General features: G+C 60.9%; 19 protein-coding genes and 1 tRNA gene. 10 read left to right on the top strand and 10 right to left on the bottom strand.

Annotated elements, in window-relative coordinates; genetic code table 11:
- Both sctV and AC07OJ_RS22910 read right to left on the bottom strand, forming a co-directional pair.
- Positions 1 to 2094 (bottom strand): type III secretion system export apparatus subunit SctV, encoded by a 2094-nt coding sequence (gene sctV / locus AC07OJ_RS22915; RefSeq protein ID WP_495095264.1) that lies wholly within the window; start codon positions 2092 to 2094, stop codon positions 1 to 3.
- Positions 2091 to 3155 carry a TyeA family type III secretion system gatekeeper subunit gene (locus AC07OJ_RS22910; protein ID WP_495095332.1) on the bottom strand — a complete coding sequence of 355 codons (1065 nt, stop codon included), beginning with the start codon at positions 3153 to 3155 and terminating at the stop codon, positions 2091 to 2093. The genes sctV and AC07OJ_RS22910 overlap by 4 nt, the downstream gene beginning before the upstream one ends.
- 271 nt (positions 3156 to 3426) lie before the next feature.
- Between AC07OJ_RS22910 and AC07OJ_RS22905 the strand changes: the two genes are divergently transcribed.
- Complete coding sequence (locus tag AC07OJ_RS22905) at positions 3427 to 3978, top strand: RNA polymerase sigma factor (protein WP_065900458.1); 552 nt, start codon at positions 3427 to 3429, stop codon at positions 3976 to 3978.
- Between the two features lie 43 nt (positions 3979 to 4021).
- Here the strand turns inward: AC07OJ_RS22905 and AC07OJ_RS22900 are convergent, their stop codons facing one another.
- The gene (locus tag AC07OJ_RS22900; protein WP_120447581.1) at positions 4022 to 5218 is read right to left on the bottom strand and encodes an MFS transporter; all 1197 of its coding nucleotides are present in this window, start codon (positions 5216 to 5218) and stop codon (positions 4022 to 4024) included.
- A 271-nt stretch (positions 5219 to 5489) separates the two neighbouring features.
- On the opposite strand from AC07OJ_RS22900, the gene AC07OJ_RS22895 reads away from it, so the two are divergent.
- The 3 genes from AC07OJ_RS22895 to AC07OJ_RS22885 all read left to right on the top strand — a co-directional run bounded on the left by AC07OJ_RS22895 (position 5490) and on the right by AC07OJ_RS22885 (position 8604).
- Positions 5490 to 5566, top strand: a tRNA-Met gene (locus tag AC07OJ_RS22895).
- 217 nt (positions 5567 to 5783) lie between these two features.
- A complete protein-coding gene (locus tag AC07OJ_RS22890) occupies positions 5784 to 7136 on the top strand; it encodes a PBS lyase (RefSeq protein ID WP_495095263.1) in 1353 nt (450 codons plus the stop codon).
- Between the two features lie 415 nt (positions 7137 to 7551).
- Complete coding sequence (locus AC07OJ_RS22885; RefSeq protein WP_495095262.1) at positions 7552 to 8604, top strand: DUF1176 domain-containing protein; 1053 nt, start codon at positions 7552 to 7554, stop codon at positions 8602 to 8604.
- A gap of 75 nt (positions 8605 to 8679) precedes the next feature.
- Here AC07OJ_RS22885 and AC07OJ_RS22880 read toward each other — a convergent pair whose 3' ends face one another.
- The 3 genes from AC07OJ_RS22880 to AC07OJ_RS22870 are packed head-to-tail and all read right to left on the bottom strand — an operon-like array spanning position 8680 to position 11237.
- A complete protein-coding gene (locus AC07OJ_RS22880; protein ID WP_213554164.1) occupies positions 8680 to 9336 on the bottom strand; it encodes a hypothetical protein in 657 nt (218 codons plus the stop codon).
- Positions 9333 to 10805 (bottom strand): M48 family metallopeptidase, encoded by a 1473-nt coding sequence (locus AC07OJ_RS22875; RefSeq protein WP_495095261.1) that lies wholly within the window; start codon positions 10803 to 10805, stop codon positions 9333 to 9335. The genes AC07OJ_RS22880 and AC07OJ_RS22875 overlap by 4 nt, the downstream gene beginning before the upstream one ends.
- Positions 10806 to 10808: 3 nt before the next feature.
- Positions 10809 to 11237 carry a hypothetical protein gene (locus AC07OJ_RS22870; RefSeq protein ID WP_106805225.1) on the bottom strand — a complete coding sequence of 143 codons (429 nt, stop codon included), beginning with the start codon at positions 11235 to 11237 and terminating at the stop codon, positions 10809 to 10811.
- A gap of 160 nt (positions 11238 to 11397) precedes the next feature.
- Here AC07OJ_RS22870 and AC07OJ_RS22865 point away from each other — a divergent pair, with 160 nt between their 5' ends.
- The 3 genes from AC07OJ_RS22865 (at position 11398) to AC07OJ_RS22855 (ending at position 14129) form a co-directional block, all read left to right on the top strand.
- Positions 11398 to 12345: a helix-turn-helix transcriptional regulator gene (locus AC07OJ_RS22865; RefSeq protein WP_262135914.1), complete on the top strand. Its 948-nt coding sequence runs from the start codon at positions 11398 to 11400 to the stop codon at positions 12343 to 12345.
- A gap of 74 nt (positions 12346 to 12419) precedes the next feature.
- Entirely contained in the window at positions 12420 to 13253 is an 834-nt protein-coding gene (locus AC07OJ_RS22860; RefSeq protein WP_065900452.1) for an EamA family transporter, read from the top strand.
- A 96-nt stretch (positions 13254 to 13349) separates the two neighbouring features.
- Positions 13350 to 14129, top strand: a complete 780-nt coding sequence (locus AC07OJ_RS22855) for a PhzF family phenazine biosynthesis protein (protein ID WP_120447578.1) — start codon at positions 13350 to 13352, stop codon at positions 14127 to 14129.
- 52 nt (positions 14130 to 14181) lie between these two features.
- On the opposite strand, the gene AC07OJ_RS22850 is transcribed toward AC07OJ_RS22855, so the two are convergent.
- Positions 14182 to 18519 (bottom strand): AvrE-family type 3 secretion system effector, encoded by a 4338-nt coding sequence (locus AC07OJ_RS22850; protein ID WP_495095260.1) that lies wholly within the window; start codon positions 18517 to 18519, stop codon positions 14182 to 14184.
- Positions 18520 to 18755: 236 nt separating this feature from the next.
- Between AC07OJ_RS22850 and ggt the strand changes: the two genes are divergently transcribed.
- Together ggt and pgeF are read left to right on the top strand one after the other, a co-directional pair.
- Complete coding sequence (ggt, locus tag AC07OJ_RS22845; protein ID WP_495095259.1) at positions 18756 to 20585, top strand: gamma-glutamyltransferase; 1830 nt, start codon at positions 18756 to 18758, stop codon at positions 20583 to 20585.
- 22 nt (positions 20586 to 20607) lie between these two features.
- Positions 20608 to 21330 (top strand): peptidoglycan editing factor PgeF, encoded by a 723-nt coding sequence (gene pgeF / locus AC07OJ_RS22840; protein WP_495095258.1) that lies wholly within the window; start codon positions 20608 to 20610, stop codon positions 21328 to 21330.
- Positions 21331 to 21351: 21 nt separating this feature from the next.
- On the opposite strand, the gene ddlA is transcribed toward pgeF, so the two are convergent.
- Together ddlA and AC07OJ_RS22830 are read right to left on the bottom strand one after the other, a co-directional pair.
- Positions 21352 to 22446, bottom strand: a complete 1095-nt coding sequence (gene ddlA, locus AC07OJ_RS22835) for a D-alanine--D-alanine ligase (RefSeq protein ID WP_495095257.1) — start codon at positions 22444 to 22446, stop codon at positions 21352 to 21354.
- A 44-nt stretch (positions 22447 to 22490) separates the two neighbouring features.
- Positions 22491 to 23129 carry a LysE family transporter gene (locus AC07OJ_RS22830; protein ID WP_120447573.1) on the bottom strand — a complete coding sequence of 213 codons (639 nt, stop codon included), beginning with the start codon at positions 23127 to 23129 and terminating at the stop codon, positions 22491 to 22493.
- 139 nt (positions 23130 to 23268) lie between these two features.
- Between AC07OJ_RS22830 and AC07OJ_RS22825 the strand changes: the two genes are divergently transcribed.
- Positions 23269 to 24078 (top strand): AraC family transcriptional regulator, encoded by an 810-nt coding sequence (locus tag AC07OJ_RS22825; RefSeq protein ID WP_065900440.1) that lies wholly within the window; start codon positions 23269 to 23271, stop codon positions 24076 to 24078.
- A 37-nt stretch (positions 24079 to 24115) separates the two neighbouring features.
- On the opposite strand, the gene AC07OJ_RS22820 is transcribed toward AC07OJ_RS22825, so the two are convergent.
- A complete protein-coding gene (locus AC07OJ_RS22820; RefSeq protein ID WP_495095331.1) occupies positions 24116 to 25474 on the bottom strand; it encodes an MFS transporter in 1359 nt (452 codons plus the stop codon).
- Positions 25475 to 25572: the final 98 nt, after the last annotated feature.

Genomic DNA, 25572 nt, shown 5'->3' with positions numbered 1-25572 from the left:
TCATGCCACTGCACCACGCATGAGTTCGTCCTGGCCCAGGTCGATACGTCCCAGCACTTTGACTTTGGAGGTGCTGCTCAACTCGGCAAACGACAGCACCGGAACATGGTTGAATTCTTCCAGCAGCAGAGTGCGCAAAGGGCTGCGCAGGTCCTGCGCGACCAGCATCACACTCTTGCTTTTTGCCCTTATCGCAAAGGCCTGATTGAGCAGGTTGATCAACGCCGCGCTGTATTCGTCCTCAAGGGCGAAGAACACGCCGGTCTGGGTTTGGCGAAGCGCCTCGCGCAGGATGTTTTCCGAATGCGGCGACAGCAGCCAGGCATGCAGACCGTCGGCCTCTCGGTACTGATGGAAGATCTGCGCCTTGAGGGCGATGCGCGCATAGTCGGCCAGGGCTTCTGGTTCACGCTCATGCTGGCCGTACTCGATCAGTGACTCGACAATCAGCCGCACAGCCCGCAGTGGTACGCCTTCGCCGGCCAGGCGTTGCAACACCGCCGAGAAACGCGACAGCGGCATGATGCGCTGCAGCTCCTGCACCAGCTCCGGCTGGTTATGCTCCAGCCAGCCGAGGATCGACTTGCTCTCCTGGATCCCCAGGAGCTGCGGCCCGCTGAGCATCATGGCTTTTTTCATGCGCTCGAGGATCAGCTCCGTCGACGTGAAGCGCTCCAATTGCGGGTCATCCAGCAACGGATCATCGGGCGCCAGCCAGACCCAGCCCTGTTCATCGCGATCGACCAGCCCCGGTATCCCATCAGCCGGCTCAACCGTCAGCGCCTGGCTGTCGACCGCCAGGCGACTGACGACCGAAGCCTTGACCATCGGCACTTCATGCACACAAAACCGCATTTCATCGTTGGCCAGGGTGTCATCGAGTTCGACTTCGAACGGCGGCAACGTCAGGCCGATGTTGGCGACCAGTGAATTTCGAGACTGGCGGATGCCATGGATAAGCTCGGTGACTTCGGGCGTCCCGCGCAGCGCCGCGGGAAATTGCAGCAAGTAGGGTCGCGAAGGATCGAACCCGCGAAGATCCTCCTGGCCATTTTCTTCGGGACGAACCGCCGGAGCCGCCTCAGCGGCAGGCTTCGCCTCTTGCTGACGCTTGCGCATCAGGTAATAACCCAGGCCGCCGGTGATCAGCGCAATGAAGATAAATACCCCGGTCGGCATACCGGGGACAATTGCAAACGCGAGCATGCCCACCGACGCAATCATCCAACTCTTGGGCTCACTGGTCATTTGCCGGGCGATTTCGGCGCCCATGTTACTCACCCCCCTGCGCGCATCCGGCGCCACGCGGGTAATGATCATGCCGGCGGTCAGGGAGATCAGCAGCGCCGGGATCTGTGCAATCAGGCCATCGCCGATGGTCAACACCGAGTACAACGCCATCGAATCAGCGGCACTCAAGCCGTGCTGGAACATACCCGTGGAGAAGCCGCCCAACAGGTTGACGACCACGATGATCAAACCGGCGACGGCGTCACCCTTGACGAACTTCATGGCGCCATCCATGGCCCCGAACAGTTGGCTCTCGCGGGACAGCTGCTCACGCTTGTCGCGTGCCTGTGCTCCGTCGATCAGGCCCGCGCGCAGGTCACTGTCGATCGACATCTGCTTGCCGGGCATTGCATCCAGGCTGAAACGCGCCGCGACCTCGGCGACCCGCTCCGAGCCCTTGGTGATCACGAGGAAGTTGACCAGGGTCAGGATCAGAAAGATCACCATCCCCACCGCCAGGTTGCCCCCCACCACGAAATTGCCGAAGGCCTCGACGATGTCTCCGGCGTCCTGTTCCAACAGGATCAGGCGCGTGGTCGCAATCGACAGCGCCAGGCGAAACATGGTGGTCAACAGCAGGATCGACGGAAACGAGGAGAACGCCAGGGGCCCCGGCAGGTACAGCGCCAATACGATCAACAGGCAGGAAATGCAGATATTCAGCGCGATCAGAATGTCCACCAGCCAGGTAGGCAGCGGCACGATAAAGATGAAGACGATGGCCAGGACCACGACGGCGCCCAGCACTTCGGCGCGCTGGGCAACTTTAAGCAATACACGGTTGATGGCCAGCAGCACGGTCACGCCAGGGACCTCGGCACCACGGTAAATCGTGTGCGCCCGCGCAGGTGCAGGTCCAACTCGTCCATCACGGCCACGAACCGCTGCAGCGTGTCCTGGCGTACTTGCCTATCAGGCCACAAGGCCAAGGGCAACTGCTTGAACAGCGGATGAAGCGCGTGAAGGGCGACCAGTTGACGCAAGGCCGGACCACCGCCCAGGTCATGGCCCAAGGTCAGGAGTTCAGTGGAGTCGATGCCGCTGCCGGCGTAAGTCAGCATGCGCTGCAACAACTCCACCGGGTCATGCGCGATGGCCAGGCGCTCGATCAATGCCCGACAACCGGCCCACACGCCATTCAACTGCCCGCAGCTGTTCAGACTCAGCAACAAGGTGCGCAACAGCGGCAGCGGCCTCGACGACACCAATGCCGCAATATCATCCGCCAAGGCCTTGCGCATCGCCTGGAGGCCAACATGAAACCGCTCGCCACCGTAGAGCCTGAGCAGTTCCTTCATCATCAAGGTCGGGGATTGCCGCACGACCACGCTGGCGTAGTAGAGCATGCGCAGCTCCTGACGCGCCTGCGGATCGAGACCGGCCACCTGCAATGACAAGGCGGTGTTCAGGCCCGCCTGGATTTCGCCTTTGAACCCGACCTCCAGCCTGGCAATGGCCTCGCGCGCCAGGGCCGCCTCGGTCGGGCGCGCTTCAGCGTCCGCCTGGGCCGCCACATGCTTGAGGACCACGAACGCGCGTGCAGGGTCTCCGCCCGTGAGCGCGAGCAGCTTGCTTACCGCAGGCTGTTGTTGCAATTGCAGCCTGAGGCGACGCGAAATGGCTGCCAGGGTCGCCTGGGCCGGATGCCCCAGTTGTTCGTAAAGCTGAATGATCTGTTGGACCGGGGGCAAACGCGTGCCTATCTTCCGCTCGCCCAACAAGCGCTGATTGACTTCCACTTCCTGACTGAACAGATTCGCGAGTTCATCCACCCCTTTGTCGAGCACGGGCACGGAGGTCTTACTGATGACGAGCGACTCAAGGCGCGGGATGGCGTGCACATCGCTTTTGGAATTGACGTCTATGGGCATAGTGTTCAGACCGGCACAGGAAGAGTGTTTCCCTGTGTGGCGAAACAGATGCATACGGTTCCATTGCATTCCACATCAACGCGCACTTGAAAAGACTTGCACAAAGCCTCGTCGAGAAGTGCAAGAACTTGCTCAAAATCGACTCAATTCAAGATATTTCTATATATAAATCAATGCGTTATTAGGTTTTTCATGATTGGCACAGGCAGTGCTAATGGGTTCCTGTCGACATCCTTTCGACTGCGTCTACCCAAAGGAAAACATCATGAATATCCCTATTGATGCTTTAGCTCATCTCGTTGGCAGCTCGCCTCAATTCATGCTCCACCTGACCGACGACCAGCAAAAAAAACTCCGGCGTTTCATTCACAAGCGTGTGCTCAATCCGGAAGATGCGGACGACCTTCTGCAATTGACCTACCTTGAGGCCTGGCGCAATCGCGAACGGTTCAGCGGCACGGCAACCCTCAGCACCTGGATGTGCGGCATCGCGCAGAACCTGATCCGCAATCACTTTCGGCGCATGTATGCCAAGCCTGTGCATTGCGAATTCGATGAGTCGCTGTGGCATGGCCAGGAAGAAAACAACAGTCTGGATTGGGAGTTCGAGGTCAACCGCCGCCTGGAAAATACCCTGAGCGCGATTGACCACCTGCCGCCCGAAATGCGTAAAACGCTGTACGCCTCGCTGGAAACCGACGGCAGCTACCAGGACACTGCCGACGTGCTGGACATTCCGATCGGCACCGTTCGCTCACGCCTGTCGCGGGCACGCGAACAACTCAAACGCGTCACCCGCAATTCGACCTACCCGTAGCACAAGCCTGGTGTTGGGCGGCAGGGATATCTGCCCAACGCCCTCAGGATTTGCGGGTACGCGGCAGGAAGATCGCCAGCAGCCCGAACAACGGCAAGAACGAGCACAGCGTGTACACGTACTCGATACCATGAATGTCTGCCAAGTGCCCGAGCAGCGCCGCGCCGATCCCACCGAAGCCGAACATCAGCCCGAAGAACACCCCCGCAATCATCCCCACATTGCCCGGCACCAACTCCTGCGCATAGACCACGATGGCCGAGAATGCCGAGGCCAGCACGAAGCCGATGATCACGCTGAGCACGCTGGTCCAGAACAAGTCCACGTGAGGCATCAACAAGGTAAAGGGCGCCGCGCCAAGGATCGAAAACCAGATCACCGCCTTACGGCCGATCTTGTCGCCAATCGGCCCGCCAAAGAACGTCCCCGCCGCCACTGCACCGAGAAACAGGAACAGATGCAACTGCGAGCTGGCGACCGACAGGTCGAACTTTTCGATCAGGTAAAAGGTGAAGTAACTGGTGATGCTGGCCATGTAGAAATACTTGGAAAACACCAGCAGGCCCAGCACCACCAACGCGCTCATGACGCGCTTTTTCGACAGGCCATGAGTGGCCGCCTGGCCGGCCTTGAGCTTGAACAGATTGAGGTGGTTGCGGTACCAACGGCTGATGGCATACAGCACCACCAGCGCAAAAATCGCGAACAGGCCGAACCACGCCACATTGCCTTGCCCGAAAGGAATGATGATCGCTGCCGCCAGCAACGGGCCGAATGCAGAACCGGCATTCCCGCCAACCTGGAACGTCGACTGCGCCAGGCCATAGCGCCCGCCCGAAGCCAACCGCGCCACACGGGAGGCTTCCGGGTGAAAGGTCGAGGATCCGATACCGATCAGGCCGGCCGCCAGCAATATCAGCGGGAAACTGCCCACCTGGGACATCATCAAAATGCCCACCAGGGTGCAGATCATCCCGCATGGCAATAGAAACGGCTGCGGACGCCGGTCGGTGTAATACCCCACCCACGGTTGCAACAACGACGCGGTGAGCTGGAAGGTCAGGGTAATCAGCCCGACCTGGGTGAATGTCAGGCCGTAGCTGGCCTTGAGCATCGGGTAAATAGACGGCAGCACCGACTGGATCAGGTCGTTGATCAAATGGGCCAGCGCCACCGCGCCGATGATGCGCATCACCAGCGGGCTGGTCTGTCCGGTGGTCGTGGGGGTGTTCAAAGCCATGGGAAGGTTTCCGTACCGCAGGGGGAAGTGCACAGGTGCAGGTGCGACAATGTGCCACTTTTGCCGGTGGGAAGGCTATCCCGTTAGCACGCTAACGACTGCGCGCCCCCTGACAGTCGTCAGCGCGACGGATGCACTGCACGCCACCGCGAATTGGCGCACCACTCGTCGCCAGATCCGCCCATTCAGGTTAAACAGTTGAAAGCGTAGATAAAAATTCAAAATAAACGCTTGACGCATTGTCGTTCTACGCGAATAATGCGCGCCACTTGGCTACATAGCTCAGTTGGTTAGAGCATAGCATTCATAATGCTGGGGTCCGGGGTTCAAGTCCCTGTGTAGCCACCAAGTACCGGTTTACAGATGTCTACATGAGTTTCTAAACCACCTCAAGAAGCCCGCCTCGTGCGGGCTTTCTTGTTTCTAGCTATCTCTCCTTGTATCCCCCCCTATACCATCCCCTGGTGTATCCCCCACAAATAATTAAACCGAGGGACAAGTCCACCACCTCGTACGGTTACCATCTGTCAAAACGCCCGCGTAAGCGTATAGAAAAGGTTGAAGCATGACCTCCATAGAGAAGTGGCTAGATAGACTGAGGAACAAACCAGTACCTGCTTCCTCATGGTCTGAAAATCGACGCAACGAAGCCTTGGAACTACTCAAAAATGCCAAGAGCAAAGAGACCTGGGTAGCACTCAGCACCCACTACAACGGTTTCATTCGAGAAGTCGCAGTCAGGGAATTGTGCAGCCACCCGTCTCCGGAAGCGTTAGTGGCTTTGATAAATCGGCTGAATGATTGGGTTCCGCAGATTCGCGATTTGGCGTTAGTCGGCATGAATCACTATCTGTCGACATCCCAGACTCAAGCGTTGTTATTTGCGCTGGAGCCTCTTATGGCGCTGGCTGCGCGGCAGAGAGCCGATCATGGCCCCACGTTAAAATCCGTACGCGATGTACTACAGTCGCCCGAAATCCAAGATGAGGTCTACGCGAATTTCCTTACCCGGCAAGGAAAAGCTGCGCGGTATATGTTTGCGCTTTTGCTGGAAAAAAATACCGCTCCAGAAGCCCTTCTCCGTAGTGCCCTGGCTCATCGTGAGCTGACCGTAAGGCTAGCAGCCGTGCCTGCATGCCAGGAGCTGCGAGTTGCGCAAGCTTCGCCATTGCTGCTTGAAGCCTTGTCGCAGCCAGGAGCCAAAGTGCGGGTCTGCGTACTACGCGCGCTGCTCCCATTGCTCGACAATCCAAGGCAGCTTTTACGCCAGGCCTTGCTGGATGCATCGCCCTCGATCCGTAGCCTGGCACGCTTTGAGGCACCCCGTAATAACGTCGACACACTGGCGGTGCTATCAGAACGGGTGAACCAGGATCTGCCCACAGGGAAACGTGATTGGCTCGGTGTTCTTGGCCTGGCAGCAGAGCTTAACGCCGACCTCGACGAACGATGGCTGACACAAGCGCTACGTTCCAGTTATTCCACCGTACGGCATGCGGCTGTGCGCCTGCTCGGGGATGACCAATTGCCCGAACTGTTTGAGGCGCTTGATGATCCGTCGGACAAAGTGTTTCGCGCTGCGGTGACGGCGCTAGACAAACAACCATGGAGTTCCGTGAGTGCGGGAGTGGGCGCAAAGTTAGATCAAGACTGGCATGAACTGTCGACAGCCCGCCGCCAAGCGATACTTCAATTGAAGCCGAGATGGCAACAGGTGGCATATCTGTTGGAGCGGCTCGACACAGAGCCCGTTGTGAACGTTTTCTGGCTTCGTCAAATTGAGCAATGGTGCGATCGTCAATATCAGATTGTCGACCCGGTAACGCCGAAAATTGAGCGAGGATTGCTGGTGAAAAAGCTTCAGGGCTTGGCCGCAGGAGGCCTCATCCGCAGCGATATTGTTGCCCGCATAGTTTGATGACTGGGGTGTAAACGGCGTATTACCGCTTAACTCGTGACTTGATACCCACCGGGTTGCCATCTATCACAGTGATCTCCGTCACCGAGTCGCCCGGCGCCCGCCAATCTTGATAATTGTTAACAGGGTTATCGGCTGGCCAACCTCTCAAGGAACTGCTTTTGACCGGCAGCGCTAATTGTCGAACGGCGGCCAAAAGCCATCGCTCACCCTCTAAGAAATCCCGGTCGCGATGCAAAGACACCTTCGTCACAGGAACCGTCGGGACAGAGCGTCGCAGCGTGCCTATCCGCTGGCTGGAAGACCGTGCCGATTGTTCCAGGCGATATTTCTGTTGTGTGTAACGGCCATGCAATAGGTATTCGCGAAGAACCCTGCCCTAATAGAGTTTTTCCAGTCTACAGGCACCTGTTTGATGACCCGACTCCCTCTCATATTCCTGATGGCTGCTGCAGTTACCAGTGCGAACGCCGCCGATGATGTCCCTTTGGAGCGTTCTATCAAGGACTGGGTTATCGGCTGTGATAACACGCGTACCTGCACGGCTATCGGTGCCGTCCCGGAGCGCGACGATATCGGCATCTCGACGTTCAGCCTGCGTGTAACGCGTGAAGCCGGCCCGCAGGGCAACTTGCGGGTAGGCGTGTTCAGCTACAACGCCACCCGTGGTCAACCCACACTCGATGGCAAACCGCTGAAAAATCGATTCGAGCCTGGCGAACGCAAAGAAGGTGAGGTATCTGAGGTGTTTGCTCTGACCGGATCAAATGCCGACGCCTTGATTGCAGAGTTGCGCAACGGGCGGGAGTTGATTTTGCCCATTGAGGGCGGTACCTCCGTCGCCTCGCTAAACGGGATGAGCGCGGCGCTTTTGCTGATCGACTCGGTTCAGGGGCGGGTTGGCACACAGGACGCACTGATTTCCAAGGGACAGGCGCCCGCCAGCAGCGTGCCGCAAGCACTTGCTGCACCGCCGGGGCCGAGTTGGCATGCACCCGTTGCGCTTACCCCGGACAGGGCAAAAGAGGTCGCGGATGCAGTGGTGGCTGCCACGCGCAAGGAGTGGCAGGAGGATCTGAATGAAGGCGTTGCGCCAAAAGCAAACGCCTATGCCTTGAGTGCAGATCAAGCGCTGGTGATCATCGAGACCGGCTGTGGGGCATACAACTGTTTCTACAATATCTACCAGGCGCCCGTGGACCACCCTGAGCAGGCGCGCCCAGCGCGGGTCGCCGAAGTGCCAAATCTGTCGGAAAGAGAGCCCAACGGCCTCGTCGATTTTGATCCGGCCACGGGTGAACTGAGCAGCCAGGCAATGGCGATGGGCATGGGCGGTTGTGGTACTTCGCTGCGCTGGCGCTACGACGGTAACGGTTTCACGCTGACGCATGCGGCTGAAATGAACACCTGCATGGGGCTGGAGCAGATTTATTGGCCTGTGCTGTGGCGTACCGAGGCAAGCCGCTGAAACTGTCGAATACATCAATGTGTGTGGCGAGGAAGCGAGCTCCCTCGTCACACACAGGTGTAGCCCCTTCCCCCTTCAGGAAGCCTTCAACGCCCGCAACTCACCTTCTACACGCGCCGCGTTGCAGTAGGTGTCCAGCATCTCCAGCACTTGTTCGCCAGTGAGGACTTTACCGTTCAGTTGCAGGCCGAACAGCGTCAGGCATATCTGTGGCTCCCGGGAGCGCTTGATCTTGACGTGAGGCATCAGTGGGCCCGCGGCGTTTTTGCAGGCGGGCAGCGGGGCGCCCTCGCGCAATGTCAGCGTGATCCATAGCTTTACTCGGCCCTGTTTGATGTGGATATCGCCGATATCCAGCAGATCGATGTCTGCATCAATGTTGCGAAACCATAAGTGGCTATGGGTCAGGCGCATCAGGATTTCTTCGCCGGCCCGACGGTGCAGCCACACCCCGCTGAGCAAGACCAACGCCACGATTGCAAAAATGCCTCCCATAAACGCGTTTTTGCCATCCCACGCACTCCCGCCAGCCATCACGAAAGCAAACACTGAAAAGAGCAACAGGGTGCGGCGCACCTTGCGTGGGTACGCCAGTTCGGTGACTGCGGGAACCTCGGCCAACCACTCCTCGCGTTCCTGGATGGCTGCCTGCACCTGATCGCCAGTGTGCTGATTAAAATCCTCAGTGAGGGATTGGGCCAGGCTGGCCAGTGGATCATCAGGGTGGTTCATACCGGTACTCCATTCTTGTTGGCATCTTCAGCCGACTGCGGATCATGAGTGAGTTGACTGAACCACTGCCGGTCGTGCGCGGTGGGCGTCCGTGTTGCCTGGGCCAGCAACTGGTCGTCGAGAACCACACCCAGTTGCTGCAGGCGCACGGCAGTGGGGGGATGGGTATCGAACGGATGAGCGATCGCGTGATCCATCACCGCCTCGTTCAAGATCACCGGAGCCTGGCGAAGGTGTTCTGCTAACGCCTGGATCAAGTTGCTGTGGGTACGCTGGCCAAGCAGTTTGTTGACTTCGGCATCAAGGGCGATGACGCGCAGCAGCGCCTGGCAAAAGAGTCGCTCACCGGCAATTTGCGCGCCGACCTTATCCGCCACCAGTTCTTGCGCACGGCTCCAGTGGTGCACGGCAATCTGGAAGTGATGCAAAAAGCGCCACGTCATCCAGATCGCCGGACGTTCGATCCAGGACGGCATGTCATCCACCGCACTGATGTTCAGGAAATGCATGTACATCAGGCTGAACCGCGCCCCAGCTTCACTGCCACGCTCAGTGTCGCGGCTGCTGAAGTGGCCAAGCTCATGGCCGATAATCGAGGCTGCTTCTTCCTGGCTCAAGGTCGACAGGAAAGTCAGTGGCAGGTACATCGTACGGCCCGTCAACAGTTGTCCCGACGGTTGCAGGGCCACCTGGACGCTGGTGACGAAAAACGATTGGTCGACCCCAATCACGATGTGGTCTGGCACAGGCGCGCGGGTGACGGCTGCCAGTTTTTCGATCCATGCCCATAAGGCCGGGGCGCTGGCCCGGCTGATTGAACGCCCCAGAAACCCGGATTGCGGCGTTTCCATATCCTGCCATTGCCGACGCAGGCGCCCGATCAATAGCACGCCCAGGTACAGCATCACCAGCAAGGGCACAACGACCAGCAGTATCACCATGCCGCTGTTCTGGCGGTTGCTCCAGCCCCAGCTGACTTCATACAGCAGGGCCATTGCCAACGACCCCACAATCAACCCGGTGTAGACCACCAGCCACCGTCCCAGCGCACGCCAACTCAGGACCAGGCGATCATAAAGAAAGTCCCGCGAGCGCAGTGCGCGCCAGGCATCCAGGCGCAGTTTTACCCAGGTAGCGGAGCCTGCCAGCACGGCCGCGACTGCCAGCCAGTAGCCAAGAAACGCCAAGACCTGACGCATGTGCACCGAACCCTGGTCAGCATCGGCCCGAGCGACCTCACGCTGCAGGTAGCCGCGCAGACTGTCGTCCGAGAGCGCCGGCGTTGTGCGCCATTGTTGCGGCAGTTTCTGCCTCAATTCATCGCTCGGGCTGGCGAGCCATTGGCGCATCACTTGCGCTTCTTCCAGCGTGCTGTCGGCCCGCCAGCTTTGAATGCTGCTCCAACCCATCAGTACCAGCGGCAGCAACAACATCGCCAGGCCCCATGACCATCGTCTCAACAGACTCATGGCTCAGTTCGCCTGGAGATAGTCAGTGAGAAACGCTTGCGCATTGCCCTGACTCGCCAGGGCTTCGTTATAGGCGACGGCCAGCGCTTTTGCTTCGCCTGGCAAGTACAGTTCTCCCCAGCCATTTTGCAGAATCAGTACGACGAACTTCTGACCGTCTACCGTGGTGTAATAGCGCGTGTCCTTGCTGGTCTTCTCGACAGACATCTTTTGAATTTTCAGATTCCAGTCGTGGTCAGCCCCTTCCACTTGCACCAGTGCCTGATTTTCTTCACGCGCCCCGATACGCAGTGTCCAGACTTTCACCCCGGCCTCACCCGAATACGCAGCGACCTTATCTGCTACGTCTGGGCGATCTTGAGCGAAGGTATTGCCCGTCATGACGGCCAACACCATGCTTAGCACGGCAGCCCATTTGCGAAAAATCAGCATACTCAGATTCCTTGAATTTCATGGCCAACCATTGAAATTCACCCTCAGCGATCTGCCAACCGTGCAGGCCGTTGCGCACAACTATAAGGCTGCGGTTCACAACGACATCTGACGGGGTACAATGCGGCGGACATGCAAGGAAGTGATCAAGCCCTTCTCGATGAAACGCCAGAATCCTTATCTTGATACGCACTTTTCTTTCGATCACCCGGGCGCTCTAGATCAAGCCGGCGTATTCGACGACAGCGCTCGTCAGGTTGTTGGCTCTGCCGTCGGCCACTACCGGGCACGAACAGTGCGGGCAGATCTGCAGTATTTCGACTGTGATTTGCAGTTCCCCGAGCCGCTGACTATCCACAAGATATTGCCCGACAGTGTGTGCATCGTGCATGTGCTCGGCGGACAGTGGCAGCATCGGGTCGACGGTGTGCTCAATGAATACACTACTGGTGCAGTCCATGCGCTGGGGCTGAGTGAAAGTATGGAGACCGTCGATCAACTGCCCGCCGGCAGTCATGCGCGTATGGCCGGACTGCGTATCGCCGGCGATTATTTGCGCGAGCTGTCCGAGGAAGACTCATCGCTCCAGCCCTTACTCAGTCTGCTTAACGACGGCATTCAGTTTTCGACGCTTCGCGGCTGTCCTGCGCTGGGGCGTTTGCTGGAGCGCATTTACTACTCTCCGTACCGTGGGGCTCTGGAGCGCCTCAATCAGGAAAGCCTGAGTCTGGCAGCACTGATAGAGTTGGCCACGCACCTTGCTCCCCATTCGGCCAAGCCGCTGCCTGCCGTGCGCGGTCAGGCAGACTTGGCCCATGAAGCGCGCTTTCAACTTGATGCAAACCTCATTGACCCTCCCGGTACTCAAGCGCTGGCCCGAAGCCTGGGGGTGGGAGAAACCACGTTGCGCAGGGCGTTCAGTCAAATCTACGGCCAGTCGATGCTGGATTATGTGCGCCAGCAACGCATGGAACTTGCTCGCGACTTGCTTCGCCAGCGCAGGTGGCAGGTGGCGCAAATTGCCTACCGTCTGGGCTATGCCAATCCCGCAAACTTCAACCATGCATACAAGGCCTACTTTGGTCACCCACCAGGCGCCGAACGCTAGAAAAAAGCCTACTGACAAGCAAACGGGAGAGCCCACATGGCGATGGCAATGCTTGATAACGCAAGCTGCAACTCATGAGCCTCGACGTCTTCGCGATCATCATGCTCGGCGCGGCGCTCCACGCTACCTGGAATGCGGTGGTCAAAGGCGGCACAGACAAACTGATGACCACCTGCATGATCGCGTCCGTCGCGTCGTTGATTGCGTTGGCTGTCGTCCCCTTCCTGGCGCTGCCGGCGAAGGAGAGTTGGCCGTTCATTGGTGCCTCGGTGGTTTTGCAGGTGGTGTATTTCGTACTGGTCGCCTCGACTTATCGCATCGCCGACATGAGCCAGACCTACCCGATCATGCGTGGCACCGCGCCGCTGCTGGTGGCCGTGGTCAGCGTGTTGGTGTTGGCCGAGCCATTATCGGCGTCTGCCTGGCTCGGGATTGCGGTGATTTCCCTTGGCATCTTGAGCATGGCTGCCGGCCCTTCGGCCGGGCAGAGAAAAGGCCTGATCCTGGCACTGATCAACGCCGGCGTGATCGCCGGCTACACGCTCATCGATGGCTGGGGTGTGCGTCAGTCCGGTGCGCCAGCGGCCTACACACTGTGGATTTTCCTGCTCACCGGCCTCCCGCTTGCCGCCTGGGCGTTAGTCACCCGGCGGGCGGAGTTTTGCCGCTACGTCCTGCGCAATGGGCGACTCGGCCTTGTCGGCGGAGCCGGCACGCTGGCGTCCTACGGGCTGGCCCTGTGGGCGATGACGCAAGCCCCCATCGCCACTGTATCGGCGCTGCGGGAAACCTCGATTTTGTTTGGCGTGGTGATCTCGGCGTGGGTGCTCAAGGAACATCTCACGCGAGTGCGCATCGTCGCCGCGTGCATCATTGCCGCCGGCGCAATGGTCTTGCGCCTGGGCTGAACGGGTGCATGCGCGCAAAAAAACTGCGCATCTGTATTTTGACGCTCTCCTGAGCCACTGTTAGTGTCCAGCCTCCCCACACACGGAGTGCCCCGGATGAAACTGGATATCTACCAAGTCGACGCCTTCAGCCAGCACGTCTTCGGCGGCAACCCCGCGGCCGTCTGCCCGCTCACCGAATGGCTGCCCGATGAGCAACTGCACAACATCGCCGCCGAAAACAACCTGTCCGAGACGGCGTTCTTCGTGCCCCGTGGCGAGTTCTACGAGTTGCGCTGGCTGACCCCGGAAGTCGAAGTCGACCTCTGCGGTCATGCCACGTTGGCGGCGGCGTGGGTGCTGATCCATCAATTGGGGAATGCGCCTGACGTGCTGCGCTTTGCCACCCGCAGCGGCGAGCTTCGGGTAACGCGCAATGGCGACGAACTGGCGATGGACTTCCCGGCCAAGCAGCCGCAGCGCTGCGAACCGCCCAGCGGGATGTTGAGTGCATTGGGGATCGAGAACGCGCACGTATTCGGCACCGATGACTACCTCGTCGTGGTCGACGATGAGGCCCAGGTCGCCGCGCTCACGCCAGACTTCGCACGCCTCAAGGGCCTGCCCAAACGCGGCATCGCGGTGACGGCCCAAAGCACCCGGTTTGACTTTGTCTCGCGCTGGTTCGGCCCGAACGTGGGCATCAATGAAGACCCGGTCACCGGCTCCGCGCACACCTCGCTGGCGCCACTCTGGGCCGAGCGCCTGGGCAAACAGCAACTCACCGCCGAACAGGGGGGCAAGCGTCGCGGCCAATTGCGTTGCGAGCTCAAGGGCGACCGGGTGATTATTTCCGGCAAGGCCGCGCTGTATATGCAGGGCACTCTTTACCTGTAGAAAAGCACGGGGCATAGCGCAAGCCGGCATTGCTTGAGGGCTTGCGCCTTGTTTACCTCACGGCCTGCGGCGTCCTGATGCGCTGGCTGGCCAAATCAAGGGTCAGATCGTGTCGGGGCAAACGGCTCAACGTATCGTTGAGGTTCATCTTCAAGGGTTTATCCGGATTCACGCCGTACTCCAGATCGACGTTGACGTGTTTTTGCGTGTGGCTGAGCGCAGCGCTGCTGGAAAAGCTGAGGTTCGTCATCGCCGGTAGCGACATGCTATGGGACTGGGTGGCGGTGTAGCTCATGCTCATACTTTTTACGCGTAGGTTGTTGCGGTCATTGAGTGCGTGCTTGATCAACGCCTCGGTGCCTTTACCCGCAAGGTGGCTGTGCTCGATCGCGCGCAGCACCTGCGGCTTCAGCTCCATGCCGAGTCGCACTGAAGTGCCCTCCCCATGCTGCAGCTGATCGAGCACCTGGGCAAAGTGCGGGTCGTCCCTGGCCCACTGTTCGATGGCCGTTTTGTTGGCCGGCGCGACATCATCCAACCAGGCATGCTGCCCGTTGTCCCGCAGGCCCACACGTGTGACGGAAGACTCCACCGATGCCAGCTGGCGCAGCCCGCTTTTCATCAGGTCCCGTTGGGTCAATAACTTATCCAACGACTGGCCAATCGCGTGGTAGGCGTCCGCCTTGGTCGCCAGGGGCGGATGAGTCGCCAGAAACCCCTGCAAGCTGGCCAACTGTTCATCCGTCGTGGCCCCCGGCCGTTCCGTAGCGGCCAAGTCCCGTCTGAATTGCGGCGAATACAGCGAAAGGCTGCGTCGCAGGTCATCGATCTGCGATTGAGTCACCGCGTGTGGCGGCTTGAAAGAGAAACTGAATGCCTGTGATTGGCTTCGATCAAATTTCACCATGACCGATATTTCCGGCAATGCAAAAACGGCAGCAGCTGGCCCGCCAGTTTCAACCCTGCCCAACGCCAGCGCATTCAAAGGCGCAACGTTGGCACCCACGCCACCCTGCCTCAGCCATTGTGCGCTGCGTCCCTCGGCGTGACTGGTGCCCGCCGCCGTGCGCGTCGTGGACTGACTCTTGTCCGCATGCGCAAGATTGAGGTTCGCCAGCCCGCCGATACCTGCGCGTATCACTGAGTCCAGCTCGGCAATATTCTCCTGGGGGTTGTAGAGCACACGCAGCTGCGCGAGTCCATCCAGGTTAACGTCACCACTCAGCTTGGAGCTGTGCCCGGCAGCGTGCTGCTCTCCCAGCGCCAGCAAATCTTGGAGACCACCCGATGGGTGGGTGAGGATCGACATCAACTTGCCGAAGTCCGCCTCCTTCACGTCAAAACTGATGCTCGAACCGGTGTTTTTCGCAACCGCTGCCGTCAATTCCCCCGCGACTCTCAAACCCGGCCCATACGCTTGGGTGCCCCGCCCCACCGTCACCCCTGAAGCCACCGAAGCGGCCAACCGCCGTGTGTCGTCCATCGAGATCTCGACCCTCGCGCCTTTATCCGTGCGACTGATGCTGACGCCGTTGGTATGGGACTTGGAGGCGCCCAGGAAAAACTCCACGGGGGCGACGGGTTTTATCCCCGTCACCATCAAGCCCAGGCTTTTGCCCTGGGTGCGGCTGGAGCCAAGAGTTTGACCACTCTCCAGTCGTTGCACTTGCAGCGTAAGTGCGTCCTTGAGGGAAGCATCGACGGGCAATCCGAGCAGCGTCGAGAGGTGCCAATGCAAGGCGGATCCCGGTGTACCCAGGTCCTTGGCCAATAATTTGAAGTTGTCGTAGAGGGTCTCTGCCTGCGCGTAGCTGACGACGTTCTGACGTGACAATTGATGCAACGGGCTCTGGTCAAAATCCTTGATGACCGCGCTCACGGAGCCTTCTATGCGCTTCAGGGCGCTTGGGCTGTATCCGGAAACGCTATCGAGTTCCTCCGCCAGATCAGTCAGTTTCCTCAGCGTGTTGGCGTGATGAATCAGGTCGCCTTCGACGAGGGCGCCAGGGTGAGTGAGGTCTCGCTTACGCTCCGGTTTCCACTGGGGCAACGTCAAGTCTTGCCCCTCGAGATTGGCCAGTAGCGCAGCGGTGGTTTTTTCCGATGAGGGTGAGACCCGTATAAACGCCTGATGCAGTTGATGCAGCGTCGATTCCGGGTTGACCACTGTCCGGCTCAGTGTGGGCCGCGAGTCAAACGTCAGCCCATGCACATCGCCTAAAAGGCGTGCGCTGGCCTGGCTGCTCGCGTCCACACGGGCCAACACCTGGCTGATCTGGTTGGCCAACGCCTGGCGCGGGCCGGGTACGCTGAGCGCAACGAGGCGCGCGCTCAGGTCAGCCGCAACCGGCTTGCTCTTCGACAGGGGCTTGAGCCGCTCGTGCAGTTGCTTATCGTCAGCGTAGACGGCCTCCAGCCCGCGACGGCCGCTGATACGGTGCTGAATATCCTTGCCTGTCTGGCTGAGGGACTCCAAAGGGTGAAAGTGCGCCTTGATCCCTTGAAAAAAACTGCGCTTGTGCGAAATCCCCTCACGGGTTTGCCCCATCACATGACTGCTGGACGTCAATGCCCCGCCTGGAAACTGCGCGCGCATTTGACCACTCGCCAATGTATCGCCCAGCAACGGTACCGCCGCCACCGGTTGCAACGGCCCCGCCTTCATTGACTCTGGGCCCGAGCGATCCAATCGATGGAACTGCTTATCCCAGCCGGCAACCAAGTGTTTGTCAGCCCCCATCCGCAAGGATTCCAAGAGGCGGCCCTCGGGCAGTTCAACCCTGGCCCAGCGATGCGGCCCCCTGGCGCTGCCTCGCCAAACCTCGCGATCAACCCTGAACAACTCGTCACCCTGGCTGTGTGCGTAGAGATGCCCTTCGTGATCCAGCGCCAGTGCCTTTATCGCAAGCGGCGGTGACAGCCGTAATGGGGTGACGACACCCTCCTGATGAACCTGGAGTTCGTTGTTTTGATTGGCCGTTACGAAATGACGGCCATCAGCGACTGCAAAGTGGGCGATGGGGCTCTGACTTTTTCCAGCGAGTACCTCATCAAGTGACACGTGAGGACGGGGCTTGGGAAGAGCGGCCAAGTCGTGGCTGGCGCCCTCGAAAACCGGATCACGCACTTTCTGGATCGCCACCGCTTTCAGTTGCCCCTCTTGCAGCACATAGGCACGTCCATCCAGGCCACGCTCCAGACGCTCGACGCCCGGCTGCCGGACGTTATCCCATTGCTGTGCACCCGCGTTCCAGCTCAACAGCCGGCCTGAATCAAGTGCGACCTTGCCCCGCAGCCCGAGATCGATCGAGGCCGCGAGTGCCTGCTGGCTGGGCAAGGGCAGACCTTTCTCGATGCCCTTGACCAACACGTCACTGAGGTTCCAGTGCGGGCGCAATGCGCTTGATTCATTCAAGGGCGAACTATGCAGTTGCTCGCGGGCATCGCGAACCTGGGCATTGAGTTGCCCTGCATCATCATGAAAGAAACCTTCGACTCTGACACTGCCCTTCAGCGCCTGCTCCAGTGCTTCGACCGATTGACGCGCCATCGGCAGCACGCCGCCCCTGGCCTGACGCACATCTGCGCGCAGCAGTTCGCCGTCAGGCGTCGCGCCATACAGGGTACTACCGGCCAGCCCGATTCGCGCGAGCGGCACAGGCACGCCGGTCTCATCGAACGGACGCACAGCCGGCGCGCCGGTGCCCTGCAGGTGCAGGGCAGATACGCCCTGGACCTGATTCAATACCACCGAACCCTGGCGCTGCGCACTGCTGTCCAGTGAGCCCTGAGGTGTCTTCAGCAACTGCCCTTCACGGGTCAAACCAATGCGGCTGTATGCACGTGCATCGGCGTCGGGCAGCCAGGACAGCGTGATCGGTTCAAAGCGATAAAGACGCTCGTTATCCAGGCGAAACTGCTTGCCCTCGACAGTCGTGTGGATCCCGCTGACGCTTGCCAGGTGCGCGCGGCCGGGGTTGCTCAAGGACGCTACCGAGCCTGCATCGCCGGCCGGATCGGCAAGACTGCTCTTGAATACCGCCGCGACAGCCGGCGTGGACTGAATATGAAACAGGTACTGTCGCTCATCTTTGAAACGCACCGTATTGCCGCGCTCAGCAGAGTAGCCATCGGCGGTATAGCGTTTGCCTGGCGCGTTGAGATGACGGGCGACATCGCGGCCTGTGGCTGTACTGTCAGCCTGGAGTTGCCCGCCTTTGATGCTGACGTCGAACACCATCGAGGCCGGGTTCAGCGTTTGATAATGAGCCCCCTGCATTTCCGGCAGTGAGGTCGGGCTCGGGCCTGGCGGCGCTTCTCCAATCGACCTTACTGAGCGCTCGACAATGCTCTGGTGCAGCCTGAGCAGACCGTCTAACCCACGATGCATAACGAGTGCCTCAAGCGGATGAGTGACAACTACCTAGTGGACACCTTCAACCATTGGTTCCAACGACAGCAGCACCCTCCTGAGGAACACATTCAACTTTCGTGCAGGCCGAGATAAAGACATCCGGTGACACACCGGCAACGAGCGGGCTCTTCAGAATTTTCAGTCAATCCAGCACGCCTCCAACTCACCGCTGCGGTAAAGTCCCCCCACAGGAAAACCAGATCATTCTCAAAATGAACGGAGTTCAGCGCGTGTTTTTGATTTCCCGCCTTCAACTGTCAGTGATTGCCGCCGCCCTCGTCCTGGCGGCCTGTCACACCCCCGTCAGCGAGCAACCGCCGGCACCGGAGTTGGGCTCGGGCTACCGCACCCACCTCACCCCCCAACACGCCGAACGCCATATGGCGGCAGCCGCCAACCCGCTGGCGGCGCAAGCCGGGCGGGAGATGTTGCGCCAGGGTGGTTCGGCCATCGATGCGGCCATTGCGATGCAGGCAGTGCTGACGCTGGTGGAGCCGCAGTCCTCTGGTATTGGCGGTGGGGCGTTCATCATGGTGTGGGACGGAGACAAGGTGCACGCGTATGACGGTCGTGAAACGGCACCGGCCGGGGCGACCGAGCGGCTGTTCCTGAAAGCGGACGGTACGCCGATGACCTTCACCGCGGCGCAAATCGGCGGACGTTCGGTGGGCACGCCGGGGGTACTGCGGGCATTGGAGATGGCGCACAAAAAGACCGGGCACCTGCCGTGGGTCAAGCTGTTCGAGCCGGCGATCCGCTTGTCGGAACAGGGCTTCGCGATTTCCCCGCGCTTGCACGCGTTGATCGCGGCCGACCGTCATATCCCCCGGTCGCCGGAAATGGCCGCGTACTTTCTGAATGCCGATGGCACGCCCAAGGCCACCGGTACGCTGTTGAAAAACCCGGCGCTGGCCAACGTCTTCAAGCGCATCGCCAAGGAGGGCCCGGACGCGCTGTACCACGGGCCGATTGCCGACGAGATCGCGCGCAAGGTCCAGGGCAATCGCAATGCCGGCAGCCTGTCGGTGGCAGACCTTGAGGGCTATACCGCCAAGGAGCGCACGCCCCTGTGCAGCGACTACAAACAGTGGACCGTGTGTGGCATGCCACCACCGTCATCGGGCGGGATCGCCATCGCGCAAATCCTCGGTACATTGCAGGCACTCGAAGCCCGCGATCCGGGCCTGGCCATCGCACCCATGACGCCGGTGAAAAGCACCTCGCCCGCAGGCCTCGAGCCAACGCCCGAAGCCGTGCACCTGATTGCCGAGGCGGGTCGCCTGGCCTTCGCTGACCGTGGTTTGTACGTCGCCGACGCCGACTTTGTACCGGTGCCGGTGGCCGGTCTTGTCGCACCGGACTACCTGGCCAAACGCGCAGCATTGATCGGCGAACGCAGCATGGGCATCGCCAAACCCGGCACGCCTGCGGGCATCCAGGTCGCCTACGCGCCGGACCGCTCGCCGCTGCGCATCTCCACGTCGCAAGTGGTGGCGGTGGATGACCTGGGTGGCGCCGTGTCGATGACGACCACCGTCGAGGCGGCGTTCGGTTCCCATCTGATGGTCCAGGGCTTTTTGCTCAACAACCAGATGACCGATTTCTCGTTTATCCCCGAAGAACACGGCCAGCCGGTGGCCAACCGTGTCGAACCGGGCAAACGCCCACGCTCGGCCATGGCCCCGACGCTGGTATTTGATCGCAGGAGCGGTGAGTTGCTGGCCGCCGTCGGCTCGCCCGGCGGCTCACAGATCATTGAGTACGTGAGTAAATCCCTGGTGGCGATGCTCGACTGGAAACTCGACCCGCAGGCGGCCATCAGCCTGCCGAATTTCGGCAGTCGCAATGGCGCCACCGAACTCGAACAAGGACTGTTCAGCCCGGCGTTGAAACAAGTGCTGAAGGACAAGGGCCATGCATTGAGCGAGATCGACATGACCAGCGGCATCCAGGCCATCGTCCGCACGCGCGACGCCCAGGGTAAGGTGTCGCTGAGCGGCGGCGCCGACCCTCGGCGCGAAGGCGAAGCGGTCGGCGACTGATTTATTGAGCGGAGAACAGCCCTTGCAACAGGCAAACAATCTCGGCGCCATTGCCGGCGTCGACCACGGTTTCTGTGCGATCAATGACCCGGCGCGCCCGGACGAGGTGTTCATCTGCAAGCAGGTGCACAGCGCCTCGGTGATTGAGTGGCAGCCGGGCCAGGTGGCCAATACCATCGAGGCTGACGCTGTGTTTACCCACACGCACCAGCCCATCGCAGTGATCACCGCCGACTGCCTGCCCATTCTGTTCGCCTCCAAAGACGCTCAGCAGGTAGCGGCAGTGCATGGCGGCTGGAAGGGCCTGCAACGCGGGATTATCGCCAACGCGGTGCAGCGCTTTGCCGCCGAGGGGATCGCGGCCGATCAACTGCAGGTGGCAATCGGGCCGTCGATCAAGCCGTGTTGTTATGAGGTGAGCGAAGGGTTTATCGCCCAGTTCCAGGCGGAGCAAGGGCACCTGTGGCAGCACCGCCAGGCACCGTGGAGCAGCGTGCAACCGGCACCGCGGCAGACACCCGAAATTGCCCCGCCCGCCGCAAGGCAAAGCAACAGCGCGTGGTTTGACTTGAGCAGGTATGCGCTGATGTTGCTGCAGGCGGCGGGGGTCGAGCGCGAGCAGATCGAGGTCAGCGAGGTGTGCACTTACTGCACGTCGCCGACGTTTGCCAGCTACCGCAGAAGGACACATCACCCGGAGGAGGCGAAGACCTTGATCTATTCGTGGATCGCGCGCCGCCCCTGACCACCTGATAGCCCGCGGCGCTCAACGATTGATCTTCAGCCCCTTGCGCGCTGCATGCCGCTCCAGCGCCAGCTCAATCAACCGGCTCACCAACTCGCTGTAGCTCATCCCCGCCGCCTGCCACAGCTTGGGGTACATGCTGATGCGGGTGAAGCCCGGCAGCGAGTTGATTTCGTTGATCAGCACCTCACCGTCTTCAGTGAGGAACACGTCGACGCGGGCCAACCCGGCGCATCCCAACACTTCGAAGGCATCGATGGCCAGGCGGCGGATACGCTCGCTGGCGTCGTGGCTGATGTCCGCCGGCACCACCACTTGGGCGGCCTGGGCGTCGATGTATTTGCTGTCGTAGGAATAGAAACCGTTGTTCACCACAATCTCGCCGCAGCCGCTGGCGATGGGGTTGTCGTTGCCGAGCACGGCGCATTCGATCTCGCGCCCCTGGACGGCCGACTCCACCAGGATTTTCTCGTCAAACCCCAACGCCAGCTCGACGGCGGCGTGGTACTCGGCTTCATTGCCGACCTTGCTCACGCCCACCGAGGAACCCTGGTTGGCAGGCTTGACGAACATCGGCAGGCCGAGCTTGCGCACGGCGGCATCAAATGCGGTGTGCGCGGCGTTGCGACGGGTCAGGGTAATGAACGGGGTGACGGCAATGCCGGCGTCGCGCAGCAGGCGCTTGCTGATGTCCTTGTCCATGCACACCGCCGAACCGAGCACGTCGGACCCAACAAAAGGCAGGTCGGCCATGCGCAGCAAACCTTGCAGGCAACCGTCTTCGCCGAGGGTGCCGTGGACGATGGGGAAGATCACATCAATGTGTTCGAGCAGGCCGCTGCCGGAGGTTTCCACCACTTGCTGGCTGGCCTTGCCGGGCACCACCGCCAGTTCGCGGTTGGACTGGTTGAGCGCGATGAGGGCGGGGTTTTCCTGGTTGATCAGGAAGTTCGAGGTGTCGTTGAGGTGCCAGTGGCCGGCCTTGTCGATGCCGATCAGGACCGGCTCGAAACGCGTGCGGTCGAGCGCATCGACGATGTTGCGCGCCGACTGCAACGAGACCTCGTGCTCGGCCGAACGCCCCCCGAAAATAATCCCTACGCGCACCTTGCTCATGAACCGGCCTCACTGTTGAAAGTAAGGCTTCTTACCACGGGCGGTCAGCGATTCGCTACCAGATGTGCACCGAACAACACGTAGCAACCGCCGGCAAAACGATCCAGCCATTTGCGCGAACGGCTGTAGAGGTTGGCCATGCGCGCGCTGGAAAACACCAGGGCCACGCTGCTGTACCAGCTGAATGACAACGTGGCCATGGTGATCACCGCCAGGGTCAACAGCATCGGCGAGGGCGAAGGCGGCATGGTCGACGCGAAGATGGTGGCGACGAACAGCGCGGCCTTGGGGTTGGACAGGTTGCCCAGCAGGCCCAGGCGCCAGGCGGAAAACAGCGAGCGCCGGGGTTCGTCTGCCAGCAGGTTGTGACCCATGGCCGGTGCCGAGCGCTTGAACAGCTTCAGCCCCAGGTAGATCAGGTAGCAGCCGCCGATGATCTTGAACGCCAGGTACAGCATCGGCGCAGCGGTGAACAATGACTTGATGCCCAGGCCACCCGCCAGGCCCCACATGATCGTGCCGGTAGCGACACCCGCCGATGCCACCACGCCATGACGACGCGAACAGCTGGCGGCCAGCTGCGCGGTGTTGAAGAAGTTGGGGCCGGGCGTCACCACCGCCACGGTCCACAGCAGGGCCAGCGAGACCAGCGGCGCCACGTAGGCGGGGTCGAAAAAATCCATCGGGGCAGCTCCATCGGTGCAAGGCACGAGCCAGGATCATAGGCCTCGCCCGGCACCTGCACAATCGTACAAGACCCCGGCAGACAAGGAATGCAGACTGGGTTAACGTGTTTCCATCCCTTTTTTGTGACAAGCCATCATGGGCAAACCGACTCCTATCCTCGACTGGCTGCACCGCGCGCCGCACGCCAGCGGCCTGGACCGTATCGAGGCGTACTTTGCCGGCTTCGCCTTCGACCCGCATCGCCATGACACCTACGCCATCGGGCGCACGCTGTTCGGTGTGCAGAGCTTTCATTACCGCGGCGGCATGACCCACAGCATGCCTGGCACGACCATGGTGATTCACCCCGATGAAACCCACGACGGGCGCGCCGGCAGCGAGGAAGGCTTCAAGTATCGGATGATCTATGTGGAACCGGCGCTGATCCAGCAGATCATCGGCGGCAAGCCGTTGCCGTTCATTCCTGGCGGATTGTCCAGCGACCCATGGCTGCACCGTGCCAGTGAAGTGCTGCTGCAAAGCCTGGATTGCCCGATCGACCCGCTGCAGGAACAGGACGCGATGTTCGACCTGGCGCAGGCCCTGAGCAATGCCTCAGGCGCGATTGCCAGTCGCAAGACGTTCGATTACGTGGCCGCCGAGCGCGCGCGGGAATTTATCCACAGCGCGCTGGGCCGCAGCATCACCCTGGATGAAATCGCCGAGCACGCCGGTCGCGACCGCTGGGCGTTATCGCGGGATTTTCGCCTGTTGTTCGCCACCAGCCCGTATCGCTACCTGACCATGCGCCGCTTGGACCTGGTGCGCAGCCTGTTGGCCCAGGGCCAGTCATTGGTGGACGCGGCGTTGACCGCCGGGTTCACCGACCAGAGCCATATGACCCGACAATTTCGCAGCACCTACGGCATGCCGCCCTCGCGCTGGGTGAAGATGCTCGGGCGCTGAGGGCCTGGCCTGGAATACACCCACGCCTACCGTTGATCTACGTGGTTTCCAGCAACGCGTCCGGCTTCGGTGCGCGCGCTCTGAGCCCCAGTGCCAGCAGCGCCCCGGTCAAGGCAATCGCTGCACTCCAGCCCATCGCCGCTTCGATCCCCGCCGCCTGGCTCGACCCGGCATTTGCCACCGACACCAGCACCGCCAGGCCCAGCGCCCCGCCGATCTGCTGGCTGGTAGACGCCATTCCCGCCGCCACGCCTTGCTCTCCTGGCCGGATGCCCAGCCCCGCAGCGACCCACATCGAGGTCCAGGTCATGCCCTGGCCGATGCTCAGGATGAAAATCCCCGGCAGCAGCGACCAGAACCCCACCCCTGTCGGCAACGCCCAGCACACCAGCGCAATCCCCACGGCACCGGCCAACTGCCCGCAGACCAGCGTATTGCGTAACCCCAACCGGGCGAGCGAACGCTCCGCCAGCCAGATGCCGAACGTGCACACCAGGGTCGCGGGTAAAAACGCCAACCCTGCCTGCAGCACGCTGTAGCCGTAGACCTGCTGGTAATACAGCGCGAGAAAGTAGTACTGCACGCCAAAGCTGCTCATGAACACCGCCGTCAGCACCATCGCCATGCGCAACTCGCGGTAGGCAAACAAACGCAGTGGCATCAGTGGGTCGCGGCCGCGATGTTCAATCCAGGCGAACAGGCCGAGCAGCGCCAACGCCAAGCCCAGGCAACCCAGTGTGGACGGCGCCGTCCAGCCCCATTCAGGCCCCTGCACCAGCGAAAACACCAGCAAGGTGCCGCCAACGGTCACGGTCAACGCGCCGCTCACATCAAAGTTGCGCCCGCGCGCACGCTCGCCATCGGCGGGGATCCAGTAGCGCGCCGCCCAGGCGCAACCGCCCGCCAGCGGCACGTTGACCAAAAATACCGCCTCCCACCCCCAGGCCTGGGTCAGCACGCCACCCAGCAGCGCGCCGAGCGCCAGGCCTGCCGCCGACGCCGCACTCCACACGGCAAACGCGCGGTTGCGCGCCGGCCCTTCGGCATAGTGGGTGTTGATCAGGGCCAAGGTCGCCGGAAACAACAACGCCCCGCCCACCCCCTGCACGGCCCGCGCCAGCACCAGCAACACGGCGCTGCCACCGAGCACCGCAGCCAGGGACGCCAGCGCATACAACGACTGGCCGACCCGATACAGACGGCGCTTGCCAAGCAAATCCGTGGCGCGCCCGCCGAGTAGCAGGAAACCGCCAAACGCCACGCTGTAGGCACTCACCACCCACTGCAATTGCGCGGCGGAGAAGTTCAGATGCGCGCCAATCTGCGGCAGCGCCACGAACACGATGGTCGCATCCAGCGCAATAATCAGTTGCGCCGTGGCCAGCAGCATCAGCATCCAGCCTGAGGGTCGAGAGGGAGACATCACAGCGTCCTGTCCGAAAATGAGAAGCCGCCAGTGTCTTTTATGCGAAACAGATGATAAATAGCGCAATC

It is taken from the genome of Pseudomonas sp. GW821-FHT09C08 (genome assembly GCF_059418125.1).
This window is presented reverse-complemented; position numbering and strand designations above follow the sequence as displayed.